The organism is Methyloprofundus sp. (assembly GCF_965251085.1).
Lineage (GTDB): Bacteria > Pseudomonadota > Gammaproteobacteria > Methylococcales > Methylomonadaceae > Methyloprofundus.
This window is the reverse complement of record NZ_OZ252594.1, coordinates 3,501,974-3,514,535: the sequence shown is the minus strand read 5'-3', so window position 1 is coordinate 3,514,535 and position 12,562 is coordinate 3,501,974. Positions and strand designations below refer to the sequence as shown.

Annotated in this window: 13 protein-coding genes and 2 pseudogenes; 9 read left to right on the top strand and 6 right to left on the bottom strand. The window is 41.3% G+C overall.

Features of this window, described 5'->3' with window-relative positions; translation table 11 throughout:
* Positions 1-27: 27 nt before the first annotated feature.
* The gene (locus ACQY3F_RS16410; RefSeq protein WP_428356015.1) at positions 28-1,044 is read left to right on the top strand and encodes an IS91 family transposase; all 1,017 of its coding nucleotides are present in this window, start codon (positions 28-30) and stop codon (positions 1,042-1,044) included.
* 248 nt (positions 1,045-1,292) lie between these two features.
* Here ACQY3F_RS16410 and ACQY3F_RS16405 read toward each other — a convergent pair whose 3' ends face one another.
* From ACQY3F_RS16405 to ACQY3F_RS16385, 5 genes are all read right to left on the bottom strand, one after another.
* Complete coding sequence (locus tag ACQY3F_RS16405) at positions 1,293-1,580, bottom strand: HigA family addiction module antitoxin (RefSeq protein ID WP_428356013.1); 288 nt, start codon at positions 1,578-1,580, stop codon at positions 1,293-1,295.
* An 8-nt stretch (positions 1,581-1,588) separates the two neighbouring features.
* A complete protein-coding gene (locus ACQY3F_RS16400; protein ID WP_428356012.1) occupies positions 1,589-1,867 on the bottom strand; it encodes a type II toxin-antitoxin system RelE/ParE family toxin in 279 nt (92 codons plus the stop codon).
* A gap of 614 nt (positions 1,868-2,481) precedes the next feature.
* Positions 2,482-2,652, bottom strand: a complete 171-nt coding sequence (locus ACQY3F_RS16395) for a hypothetical protein (RefSeq protein WP_428356011.1) — start codon at positions 2,650-2,652, stop codon at positions 2,482-2,484.
* Between the two features lie 6 nt (positions 2,653-2,658).
* Complete coding sequence (locus ACQY3F_RS16390) at positions 2,659-2,922, bottom strand: hypothetical protein (protein WP_428356009.1); 264 nt, start codon at positions 2,920-2,922, stop codon at positions 2,659-2,661.
* Positions 2,915-3,337, bottom strand: coding sequence for a putative toxin-antitoxin system toxin component, PIN family (locus ACQY3F_RS16385; protein WP_428357713.1), 423 nt, complete (start codon positions 3,335-3,337; stop codon positions 2,915-2,917). The genes ACQY3F_RS16390 and ACQY3F_RS16385 overlap by 8 nt, the downstream gene beginning before the upstream one ends.
* Before the next feature lie 1,211 nt (positions 3,338-4,548).
* On the opposite strand from ACQY3F_RS16385, the pseudogene ACQY3F_RS16380 reads away from it, so the two are divergent.
* From ACQY3F_RS16380 to ACQY3F_RS16365, 4 genes and pseudogenes are all read left to right on the top strand, one after another.
* Positions 4,549-5,456, top strand: a pseudogene (locus ACQY3F_RS16380) (tyrosine-type recombinase/integrase).
* Positions 5,453-6,529 (top strand): IS91 family transposase, encoded by a 1,077-nt coding sequence (locus tag ACQY3F_RS16375; RefSeq protein ID WP_428352924.1) that lies wholly within the window; start codon positions 5,453-5,455, stop codon positions 6,527-6,529. The pseudogene ACQY3F_RS16380 and the gene ACQY3F_RS16375 overlap by 4 nt, the downstream one beginning before the upstream one ends.
* 457 nt (positions 6,530-6,986) lie before the next feature.
* Positions 6,987-7,894: pseudogene (locus tag ACQY3F_RS16370) on the top strand (tyrosine-type recombinase/integrase).
* Entirely contained in the window at positions 7,891-8,967 is a 1,077-nt protein-coding gene (locus ACQY3F_RS16365; RefSeq protein ID WP_428354445.1) for an IS91 family transposase, read from the top strand. Before ACQY3F_RS16370 ends, ACQY3F_RS16365 begins: the two are co-directional and overlap by 4 nt.
* 342 nt (positions 8,968-9,309) lie before the next feature.
* On the opposite strand, the gene ACQY3F_RS16360 is transcribed toward ACQY3F_RS16365, so the two are convergent.
* Positions 9,310-10,506, bottom strand: coding sequence for an ISAzo13 family transposase (locus tag ACQY3F_RS16360; protein WP_428352931.1), 1,197 nt, complete (start codon positions 10,504-10,506; stop codon positions 9,310-9,312).
* 236 nt (positions 10,507-10,742) lie between these two features.
* On the opposite strand from ACQY3F_RS16360, the gene ACQY3F_RS16355 reads away from it, so the two are divergent.
* From ACQY3F_RS16355 to ACQY3F_RS16340, 4 genes are all read left to right on the top strand, one after another.
* Complete coding sequence (locus tag ACQY3F_RS16355) at positions 10,743-10,973, top strand: hypothetical protein (protein WP_428356008.1); 231 nt, start codon at positions 10,743-10,745, stop codon at positions 10,971-10,973.
* A 4-nt stretch (positions 10,974-10,977) separates the two neighbouring features.
* Positions 10,978-11,127: a hypothetical protein gene (locus ACQY3F_RS16350; protein WP_428356006.1), complete on the top strand. Its 150-nt coding sequence runs from the start codon at positions 10,978-10,980 to the stop codon at positions 11,125-11,127.
* Positions 11,128-11,228: 101 nt separating this feature from the next.
* Entirely contained in the window at positions 11,229-11,396 is a 168-nt protein-coding gene (locus ACQY3F_RS16345; protein ID WP_428356005.1) for a hypothetical protein, read from the top strand.
* A 140-nt stretch (positions 11,397-11,536) separates the two neighbouring features.
* A complete protein-coding gene (locus tag ACQY3F_RS16340) occupies positions 11,537-12,529 on the top strand; it encodes an integron integrase (RefSeq protein WP_428356004.1) in 993 nt (330 codons plus the stop codon).
* Positions 12,530-12,562: the final 33 nt, after the last annotated feature.

Below are 12,562 nucleotides of genomic sequence, written 5' to 3'. Positions count from 1 at the left end.
TCCCCCTTGTCACGATTATTGAGCATTATGAAAGCAGTTTTCACAAAAAAATACTCGACAAAATTATTGCCTGGCCATTTAAAAGCTATCTCTGCGATAAAGCGTTGCCGCACGGCACTCTCAGGTGAGTTCCATGTGCAATATACAGGATGCGGTCACTCTGAATGGCACCCTAAATCCTGTGGGCATCGTAGCTGTCCCCAGTGTCAGAACCATGAAGCATCGGAATGGCTGATGCGTCAGCAAAAGAAACAACTTCCGGTTGACTATTATATGGTGACCTTTACGCTCCCTGCTCAATTGAGAGCGTTGACATGGCATCACCAGACAATCATTTATCAGCTGATGTTTCTCTGTGTCAGTAGCACATTAAAGGATTTTGGGCTCAACCCCAAAAACCTCGGGGCTGAAATAGGCATGACGGCCGTATTGCACACGCACAGCCGCAGGCTGGATTATCATCCGCATATTCATGTCATTATTCCGGGCGGCGGGATCAACAAAGCTAAAAGGCAATGGATAAAAACCAAAGGCAAATACCTGTTCAATGAGTTTGCCCTGGCTAAAGTCTTCCGTGCCCGGATTCTGGACGGACTGAATGCAGCAAAGCTACCGATTCCCTGTTCAATGCCAGAAGAGTGGGTCGTCGATTGTAAACGTGTCGGTAACGGTGAACCTGCTTTAAAGTATTTATCGCGTTATTTATATCGCGGGGTGATCAGTGAGAAGAACATCATTGCAGATAACAATGGCAGGGTCACCTTTCGGTACACAGATGGCGACACGGGCGAGACCTTAACCCGATCTCTGAAAGGAGAGGATTTTTTATGGCTGGTTCTGCAGCATGTCCTGCCTAAAGGGTTTCATCGTGTCAGAGATTATGGTTTTTTGCACAGCAATGCAAAGACATTACTGAAGCTAGTACAGCTAGTCCTGCGTGTTGTTATTCAGTTACTGGCACCTAAACCAAGGCTCGTTGTTAAATGCCCTCATTGCCAGGCTCCCATGCAGGTCATCGGTTTTAGGCCACCAGAGCCAGGATAAATAAAATGGATCATAAACCCCCAATTCACAAACAGAGAGAATAATTTATAACATAATGATATAGCTGTATTTTTTTTTGCAGTATAGAATGCAAAGGCGGGAGCTTGCCTGAAGGAAAGTGATGATCCGTATTAAGGCCAGGAGCCAAAAAGATATTTGCTTATTATAAAGCGTTTACCTCACCCCGGGCTTGTCCAACACGGGATAAGATTGTGGTGCGCTTCGCTTACACAATCTATCCTTATTCGTTAGGCAACATTTAACACATGCACGCCCAATTCATCTTTATGTTGTTCAATTTGCCAAAGGTCATAAGTAACTTGATGTCCCATCCAACTTTCAGGGCTAGCCCCTAAAGCAATTGATAACCTAACTGCCATTTCTGGTGTTACACTCCCATTTCCATTTATAACTTTTGATAATGTTTTTCGACTAACAGCTAGAGCCTTGGCTGCTTCAGTGATGCTTATTTTTGCTGGCTCTAACCATAAGCCTTTTATGATTTCACCCGGATGAGGTGGATTATACATTTTCATAATATCTCCTAATGGTAATCCTCATAATTTATAGTTTCTGCATCACCTTCATGAAAACGAAAAGTAATACGCCAGTTTGCTTGTACTGTTACAGACCATATTCCTTTTCTGTCGCCTTTTAATTCGTGAAGTTTTAGAAATGGAATATCCATATCTTTGACAATTTTCGCTTGGTTTAATTGAGCAAGAATCAAACGTAACCGGTCTGTGTGTTGTGCTTGAATTCCAGCTTTGCTACCTGTTCGATAGAATTTTTCCAAACCTTTGTGAATGAAGCTTTTTATCATCAATCAAATTGTAACCTCTTAATTCTCAATCTGCAATTTTTCTGTTGCCTAACGCGTAAATCAGCCACCGCGATCAAAGATGCTAAACTTTAAATAGGCGATAACTTTTTTAAACACTATATAACTTTAAAGAATCTGCGCTGCTAGCGGTTGGCTGGATTTTATTGTGTGTGCCCGGCATGGGCATGATCTTATGGGGTGCAAGTACCCTGTACATTATCCAGAGATTTATTTTATATGATAATTCTAAAAAGTACTAGCCGATGGCAAGGGCGGAGGGTGACCAATGTTTGAAAGAAGCCTAAGTGCAAAAAATTCGTCAGGAACGAATTTGAACAGCTTTAGCTGGCCCGAAGGGTGATCTACAAGGAAGTAGATCATAGCTCTGCGAGCCAATGGACAAAAACAGCATAGTAAGGCCGAACCGCAGGGCGAATCAGCACAACATGACGAAGCCCATCTGGATCACTGTGAGATGGTAAATGCTGTGGTCGTGCAGAGAAAGATCATGTTCTTACCCGGGGAGATCTGCCTGCCTAAGACCCGTATGTACGGCGCTGTGGGAGGGAGGCTACTTGAGTAGTTCCCTATCCCGATTAGATACAGAGTTTACCTCAGGCATGAAAACTAGCAGATTTCTTTTTTTTAAATTTATAAGGATACCCTTTTAGCTTTAAAAAAACATCCCATTTGAAGGAAACATTAAAACCCGTGTTTTCACGTGTTTTAATGTTTTCAATCGAGTCTGACCCCATTTCTTCAGTCCATGCATCTTTTTCATACATTATTGTTTAATGCACTTTATCCCACTCAGGAACATTAGGATTTTTTGGTACTGAATCAAGTACTTTATTAACCTTTGTTTTTAAAGAAGAAATATCTTTTTTAGAAATTCTCGCTTCAATCGTTGAAAGCATCTCTATTTGGCTAATTTGTGTTGTAAGCATATAGTTGGCAAGATTATTCATTGAAACACCTTGAATGTGTGCTTCACTTTCTAACCGTGCCTTCAAATCAACAGGAATTCTTAAAGTAACTACTTGTGTCTTACTCATAATTTTTTCTCCACATTTGATAGAAATCTTTTGGTGTTAGCACCTTGAACTTAAAACCTCTTAATTCACCACCATCAAAATCACGAATATTTGAGGTGATTAAGTAGTTACTATTGCTTGCAAATGCACACTCAACAAATAAGTTATCATTTTCATCTCTTAAGTTTGGTCGAAGCCTGTAATATATTTTTTGTTTTTGTGCCAGAAGAACCAATAAATCAAGTACATCTTCAACTTGCCCAATATTCAGCCTTGTAAGTTTAAGAATCTCCTTTCTTTTCAAGACATCATCATATTCAAGTAATATCTGCGTTGATAATGCAATATTAATCTTCTCATTTGTGATGAGCCGGAAAATTTTATGTGACGCACCAGACTGACTAATATGTGCTGCTAATAAAACATTGGTATCCATTGTCACTATCATAGGCATAAATGATAGCACATACGAATACTATATTCTATGAGCAGATTTTAAAACACCGGGTAGCTCAGGGTCTCGCGACCCTTTGCCCCCTAAGAACCGTACTTGCGAGTTTCCCAGCATACGGCTCAAGCCCTTCAAAAGCCAGAATAAACTGACCCAGCTGCCTTATTATTCAACAGTAAACTCATTTTATTTAGTGTAAAATGATGTATTTTCCATCACTAACTTTACTACCAAAAACAATGTCTGTTGAACAAATTTAATAGCCAACCTTTGCGATACGTATCTACAGCCGATAATACATATTGCTATGCCAGAAGGTGCACCAGCCAAAGGCCGTCATTTGCGTTTCCTTCTTAAAACCGGTTCTCTAAACTCTCTCGCAACGAAGCACCAAATGGACGTGCGCACACTTTCGTGTCGGACAAATCTTGAATCCGTATCAACTACATTACATAATCGCCTTCGCTTTTTCCATTCTCTCATCGACGCATGGCCATCAGCACCCCTTGCGGGCAGATTTCTCCATTGCTGGAGGACGATACGACATTGCCACGTTCCACATAAATATCTTAACGAACGACTTAGGTGCTGCCTGTATCCCAGTAGTGCATTATCTGCGTGAAACCGACGTTATAACAGTTCCACTGACTACCCACCTGTTGGTTACAGCCTATCAGTGCTTTTGGCTGCTCTTTTGTTAACGGGACTTCAAGACGACAGTTCACATTACATTCACCCTATCATTCCATCCTAGCTCCCGTCCGCCTTAGCACTGGCAGTTACGATTCCCCTCACGGTTCCTCTTATACGAGTTTCATTGTCCCAGACGCTTCACACCACATCCGTGTCGCATGGCCTGGTAGGATACTGGAGGCAGAACTCCAGGTTGCGCCTCACTTAAAAAAAGTGATTTACAACATATATTTATGCAACTTCGTGTCGCAACTAACGCCAAATTCAGCTGACACTGGCAGATGTTCGATGAACCCTAACAATACACTAAACTTTGATTAAAGATGACATCTGAAAACGAGTGGTGCTGCCAGTGGTCAGCTGCAATTTTTTGTTGGACGAAGCCGCTATCGCGGAGAAAAACAGCGCATCCCTTAAATTTAAAGTGTAACCTCATTGCCTGTTATATGCATAACAGGTAACTTGTAAGCTCATCCAACTAACAATAATGAGGTTACACTGTTATGACACCATCGATAGAGCTTAAATTCAACCATTATTATATCCAGCACTGTAAGCATTTAAAGCTTAAGGGACTGCAACCCAAAACCATTGACGCTTATTCACGCGCTATTCGCCGTATCGGGGAACACTTTCAGGGGCATCTGGATAACTTAACGCAAGATCAACTGGTGGATTATTTTCATGCTCTTTTAAGCCGCCTTTCCTGGAGTGCCGTGAAACTAGATCTCTATGGTCTCAAGTTTTTCTATACACATGTGCTACAAAAGCCGTGGGTTGATGTGCTAATGATTAAACCACCACGATGTACGCGTATACCCGATATTGTCACTGTGGTTGAAGCACAACAACTGTTTATGTCGACCCGTAATCTAAGCTATCGAGTTTTTTATTTTACGATTTACAGTCTAGGTTTACGTTTGGGCGAGGGCTTAAGCCTGAAAGTAGGTGATATTGATGCGACACGCATGCGGGTACATATTCGCAATGCCAAAGGCAATAAGGATCGGCTTGTGCCTTTGCCTGTGAATACCTTGAAGGTGTTGCGTAAGTTTTGGGCTGTGCATAAAAATCCAGTGCTGGTATTTCCCAACCGTGCCCGGGGTCTAAAAGGTGCACATCTTGCTGAATCCCCCCTTGATCGCGGTGGCATCCAGAAGACAATCCGTCTTGTGACGCAAGAAATGGGACTAAAAAAAAGATTTCCTGCCACTCGCTGCGCCACAGTTACGCCACTCACCTGTTAGAAGCCGGGGTTGATTTAGTTGAGTTGCAGAAGATTCTGGGCCATACCAGTTTAGTAACCACGGCTCGCTATACGCATTTGACCGATATTACCGATGAGAATGCAGAGCTGCACATTAATCAGTTAGTCAATGACTTTTCTATTCACTGGGGGCAGATTTCATGATAACCCTAGCTGCAGTGATTGATCAATTTCAGTCTGACTTTTTAAGCGAGTATCAATCTCGTTTACGCTCCAATCAGATCAGTGCATTACATGCCATGAAGAGCTGTCGGACACAGCTGAGTCCTGTGATGCAGGTTAACTGTGCAGACTGTGACTATCAAACCTTTGTGCCTCATTCCTGTGGCCAGCGTAACTGCCCGCATTGTCAACATCATGAGAGTCAACAATGGATTGAACGACAGGTACAAAAACAAGTCCCTGCTGATTATTTTATGAATACCTTTACCTTACCTGCGCAGTTAAGGTCGTTAGCCAGGCAGCATCCGCGGTTACTTTACAGTATGATGTTTGACTGTGCCTGGGCGACTTTACAGAGTTTTAGTAAAAATGATAAGCAGTTGCAAGGCGATGCCGGGGCGATTGCTGTCTTACATACACACTCACGCGAATTAAATTATCATCCGCATATTCATGTCATTATGCCTGCGGCAATCGTGGATAAAATCAAGAAGCTCTGGCGCACTAAGGAAGGCAAATACCTGTTTCATCATAAAGCACTAGCAAAAGTATTTCGTGCAAAGATGCTAGCGCGTATGAACGAAGAAAAGTTGCCATTTCCCACAGCTATTCCGGAAAAATGGGTGGTCGATTGTAAGTTTGTCGGTGCAGGCGATAAAGCATTGATATATCTGGGTCGATACCTGTATCGTGGTGTGATTCGTGAACAGGATATCTTATCCTGCCAAAATGGCAAAGTAACCTACCGTTATCAAGACAGCAAAACCAAACGCTATCAAACCAAAACGGTATCGGGGGCTAAATTTCTGTGGCTGGTGCTGCAACATGTTTTGCCTAAAGGCTTTCGTCGTGCGCGCAATTATGGCTTTTTACATCCGAATAGCAAGGGTGTTATTAAGTTGATTCACTCCCTGCTAAAGTTTGACCCGACGAAGATATTGCGTGCACTCAAAGTACGGCCGGCATTCAGTTGCAAATGTTGTGGCGGGGCGATGGTTGTTGGGCGTCGGCAAATACCCAGGGTGGAAATAATGTTTCAGCCTTTGCCAACTTAACAATTGGAATCACTAGCGCTTATGTAAATTTAAACACTTCGACCCAGGCTATCAGCGGATTAAATGCTGAGGGAGTTGCTTGGGCTAAAATCGGAGATTAAGGCAGAATTTTGCTCCGATACTTGGACTTTGAGAGTTGACTGCAATGGACAACGCTCAAAGTTCAGTTAAACAGGTAAAAACAGAGGTTCGATTCATCAGTCGGGCTGATCAACAAAAAGCTATTTTCATAGAGCGCATTAAATGAATTCCTACTATCGTGCCGGGCTTGTCCAACAAACGGTTCAGATTGTGGCTCGCTTCGCGATCACAATCTAACCTTATTCGTTGGACGAAGCCGCTATCGCGGAGAAAAACAGCGCATCCCTTAAATTTAAAGTGTAACCTCATTGCCTGTTATATGCATAACAGGTAACTTGTAAGCTCATCCAACTAACAATAATGAGGTTACACTGTTATGACACCATCGATAGAGCTTAAATTCAACCATTATTATATCCAGCACTGTAAGCATTTAAAGCTTAAGGGACTGCAACCCAAAACCATTGACGCTTATTCACGCGCTATTCGCCGTATCGGGGAACACTTTCAGGGGCATCTGGATAACTTAACGCAAGATCAACTGGTGGATTATTTTCATGCTCTTTTAAGCCGCCTTTCCTGGAGTGCCGTGAAACTAGATCTCTATGGTCTCAAGTTTTTCTATACACATGTGCTACAAAAGCCGTGGGTTGATGTGCTAATGATTAAACCACCACGATGTACGCGTATACCCGATATTGTCACTGTGGTTGAAGCACAACAACTGTTTATGTCGACCCGTAATCTAAGCTATCGAGTTTTTTATTTTACGATTTACAGTCTAGGTTTACGTTTGGGCGAGGGCTTAAGCCTGAAAGTAGGTGATATTGATGCGACACGCATGCGGGTACATATTCGCAATGCCAAAGGCAATAAGGATCGGCTTGTGCCTTTGCCTGTGAATACCTTGAAGGTGTTGCGTAAGTTTTGGGCTGTGCATAAAAATCCAGTGCTGGTATTTCCCAACCGTGCCCGGGGTCTAAAAGGTGCACATCTTGCTGAATCCCCCCTTGATCGCGGTGGCATCCAGAAGACAATCCGTCTTGTGACGCAAGAAATGGGACTAAAAAAAAGATTTCCTGCCACTCGCTGCGCCACAGTTACGCCACTCACCTGTTAGAAGCCGGGGTTGATTTAGTTGAGTTGCAGAAGATTCTGGGCCATACCAGTTTAGTAACCACGGCTCGCTATACGCATTTGACCGATATTACCGATGAGAATGCAGAGCTGCACATTAATCAGTTAGTCAATGACTTTTCTATTCACTGGGGGCAGATTTCATGATAACCCTAGCTGCAGTGATTGATCAATTTCAGTCTGACTTTTTAAGCGAGTATCAATCTCGTTTACGCTCCAATCAGATCAGTGCATTACATGCCATGAAGAGCTGTCGGACACAGCTGAGTCCTGTGATGCAGGTTAACTGTGCAGACTGTGACTATCAAACCTTTGTGCCTCATTCCTGTGGCCAGCGTAACTGCCCGCATTGTCAACATCATGAGAGTCAACAATGGATTGAACGACAGGTACAAAAACAAGTCCCTGCTGATTATTTTATGAATACCTTTACCTTACCTGCGCAGTTAAGGTCGTTAGCCAGGCAGCATCCGCGGTTACTTTACAGTATGATGTTTGACTGTGCCTGGGCGACTTTACAGAGTTTTAGTAAAAATGATAAGCAGTTGCAAGGCGATGCCGGGGCGATTGCTGTCTTACATACACACTCACGCGAATTAAATTATCATCCGCATATTCATGTCATTATGCCTGCAGGCATCGTGGACAAAATCAAGAAGCTTTGGCGCACTAAGGAAGGCAAATACCTGTTTCATCATAAAGCACTGGCAAAAGTATTTCGTGCAAAGATGCTAGCGCGTATGAACGAAGAAAAGTTGCCATTCCCCACAGCTATTCCGAAACAATGGGTGGTCGATTGTAAGTTTGTCGGTGCAGGCGATAAAGCGTTGATATATCTGGGTCGATACCTGTATCGTGGTGTGATTCGTGAACAGGATATCTTATCCTGCCAAAATGGCAAAGTAACCTACCGTTATGAAGACAGCAAAACCAAACGCTATCAAACCAAAACGGTATCGGGGGCTAAATTTCTGTGGCTGGTGCTGCAACATGTTTTGCCTAAAGGCTTTCGTCGTGCGCGCAATTATGGCTTTTTACATCCGAATAGCAAGGGTGTTATTAAGTTGATTCACTCCCTGCTAAAGTTTGACCCGACGAAGATATTGCGTGCACTCAAAGTACGGCCGGCATTCAGTTGCAAATATTGTGGCGGGGCGATGGTTGTTGGGCGTCGGCAAATACCCAGGGTGGAAATAATGTTTCAGCCTTTGCCAACTTAACAATTGGAATCACTAGCGCTTATGTAAATTTAAACACTTCGACCCAGGCTATCAGCGGATTAAATGCTGAGGGAGTTGCTTGGGCTAAAATCGGAGATTAAGGCAGAATTTTGCTCCGATACTTGGACTTTGAGAGTTGACTGCAATGGACAACGCTCAAAGTTCAGTTAAACAGGTAAAAACAGAGGTTCGATTCATCAGTCGGGCTGATCAACAAAAAGCTATTTTCATAGAGCGCATTAAATGAATTCCTACTATCGTGCCGGGCTTGTCCAACAAACGGTTCAGATTGTGGCTCGCTTCGCGATCACAATCTAACCTTAGGGAGATGGAAAGAAATAATCATCCAGAACAACCAGGAGAAATGGTCAAAAACCATTTCTCCAACGATGGCATTCGGTCAACAAACTGATAATACGTCTTCATTGCTTTTTTACCTACCTTTACTCCTGTTTCATATATTTTTTCTGTTAATTTAACAATAGGTGCTTTGCCATTGTAGGTCATACTTTTGGCAAATTTTAAAGTTGTTTCAACTGTATCCATTATGTCGCCACTAATATGATTTTCATAGGCTCCCCATACTCGTTCAATTGGGTTATATTTACTATGATAAGGAGGGTAGTAGGCCAGTTTTATCTTTATGTTGCTTTTTTCAGCAAACTCCACAAGCCTTTTTATAAACTGAGTTCTGGAGCTACTGTTCTCCATACCATTGTCAGCGTTAATTGTCAGAATATCTACTCCATATTTTTCTTGAATTTCTGGCCAAATTTCTTCCAATCGGTCAACGATGAAATCACTGCTGGCATAGCCTGCTGTAAAGAAAAGGAAAAAATCATCATGTTCAGGCAGATAAAAACCAAAAGGAGTTAACTTTTCCTTAACATCTAAATCATGATCCTCTGCTTTTGTTAAAACCCGATTTCGTCCTCCCCGTGAAAAATTTCCTATATTCATTCTTGCTTTGGCATCAATTGATATACGAATCTCTTTTGGGTTGATATCTGCCATTCCATTGACTGAATGAACTTGTTCAAAAATTGCATCCGTTTCCTTGATTTTCTTATGAGGCTTTGTTTTTTGTACCTTTTTTGGATGGTAACTCAGGTCATTTAATTTTGTATTGATAGTTTTTGAGCAAGGTAATGTTTTTTCATCGTAATAATCAATCTCCAGTAAACGTTTTCTAACTTCTTTAGCCGTTAGCCGGGTATATAATCGACAGGAATTAAAAGAGGGATCCGTTTGACACTCCGGTTCAGCAATTTTTTTTATGTCATCAAGTAGATGAGGAAAATGCTCTTCACTTTTATTACGCCCTCTCGCTGAAAAATTATCTTCTATGGGCTGAGTTTCAAGTTCATATTGTCCTTTTCGGATAGTGCCTCTATTCCATCCTAGTTTTTCTTCAGCAATACTTGCACCACCTGAGCCTAGTAGCTCCACCGTTTCAGCCATGAATATACGACGTACCGAGCCTTTTAAACGATGGGCTGTATTTATAATCCAACCTATAATGCTATCTGTTAATATCAACAAGCTTATCTGCCTAGTGTGAGAATAAATTCAGAATTCATTATTATAAATTATTGAGACACAAGCTTACTTCGTTTGGATGATTATTTCTTTCCATCTCCCTTATTCGTTATATGCAGATGACACGATGAATTAATTTATTTTTCACTACTTTTATTCTTTTCTTGACTGTTACGCGTAACAATGTATAATGGACTCATGGTTTAGAAATTCTCTAAACAAAACGGAGCAAGAAAATGAAAACATCAATTAAAAGAGACGATTTATTATCAACACAACAAATTGCTATGAAAAAAACAAACAAAGCAATTGAGCTAGTTTTATCAAAATATAATACAGAATGGATAGGAAACGAAGGCGATGTAGATCAGAACGAAATGAATAAAAATGATTCAGATATTTATTCTTACTTATTTGATGCTCGTGAAATGATACAAAACATTCAGACTCAAATCATTAATCTTTAAAATAATGGCATCATCAAAAGAAAGACAAGCCGCGTTTCGTAAAAGAAACGCGGCACTTGGGTTGTCAGAATTGCGTGGGATTATGGCAACAAAAGAAGAGCAAGACATTTTGAAGCCCAAAATCAAACTAATACTTGAAGAGCTAAGAAAATAAGATGAATAGCATATAACATTGTTAATATGTGGAAAAAATTCCATCTAGTACCTATATGCAATGTAAAAAAATCCATGTATTGTGATATTAAACTATATAACATGGAAATATTTTCTTTGATTTTCCACTTTAGCCATAGTAGCGACCTTTATAGTGGAAAGCAAGACAAAGATGATGCTGACAGGTGGAAAATATTTTCAATTTTAGGTCGTGCTCAAAAAAGAGCGGAATTAAGTTTATTGATTGCCTATTATATTGAATATAAATAAGTATTAGTTATTTTTAGTTTCTCGATTCAAGTAATAAAAAAATGGTTGGGTGAATTTTTTTCCACTTATCAGTATAATATTAACAATAACATGGAAAATATCATTAGATTTTTTTATACTATCTCAGTAAGATTCTCCTTATGGATATGCAAAATAAATTCAAGCCGAATCCCGATCTTAAACTTATCGAACAGGTGCGTGAGGTCATGCGCTATCAGCACTATCAATATCGAACAGAGCAGACTTATTGTGAGTGGATTACCCGATTTATTAAATTTCATGGTTGCCAGAAACATCCTCGAGAAATGGGGAAATTGGAGATTGAGTCTTTTTTGAGTCACCTTGCTTCAGAACGAAAGGTTTCTGCATCGACTCAGCGACAGGCATTAAATGCTATTGTGTTCCTTTATACTAAAGTGCTTGATTTGCCTGTAGCTGAGGATATTGGGCATGTCAGGGCGAAACAACAGACCAGGCCTCCGGTTGTTTTGACCAAGCACGAAATTCAGCAAGTTTTTGCCTGGATGAAAGGGGATCACCTTTTGATGGCCAAAATGCTATATGGATGTGGACTTCGGCTAATGGAATGTATCCGATTGCGCATTCAAGATCTTGATTTTGGTCAGGGTCTGGTTTATATACGTGATGCTAAAGGCGGGAAAGATAGGGTGGTGGTATTGCCAAACTCTGTTCGGGAAGATTTGCTGTTTCGGGTTGAAAGCGTTAAAAAAACACATGATGCGGATTTGTTGCAAGGGTTTGGTCGAGTCTATATTCCTGAAGCTCTTGCTAGAAAATATCCAAATGCCTCACAGGAGTTCCGCTGGCAGTATGTTTTTCCGGCTAAGAAAATGAGCATCGACCCTCGCTCTGGCGTACAGCGCAGGCATCATGTGCTTGAGTCCGGTCTACAGAAAGCGGTAAAAACTGCAGTTGATCGCGCGGGCATTACTAAACGTGCGACTTGCCATACATTTCGCCATTCATTTGCTACGCATATGCTGGAAAATGGGGTGAATATCCGGATTGTGCAGGAGCTTATGGGGCATGCGGATGTGAAAACCACAGAAATCTATACCCATGTTATGGAAAAGGATATTTCATGTATTGCTAGTCCTCTTGATTTACTATAAACGCTGGTGTGACTATTCACACTTCTACTGGTT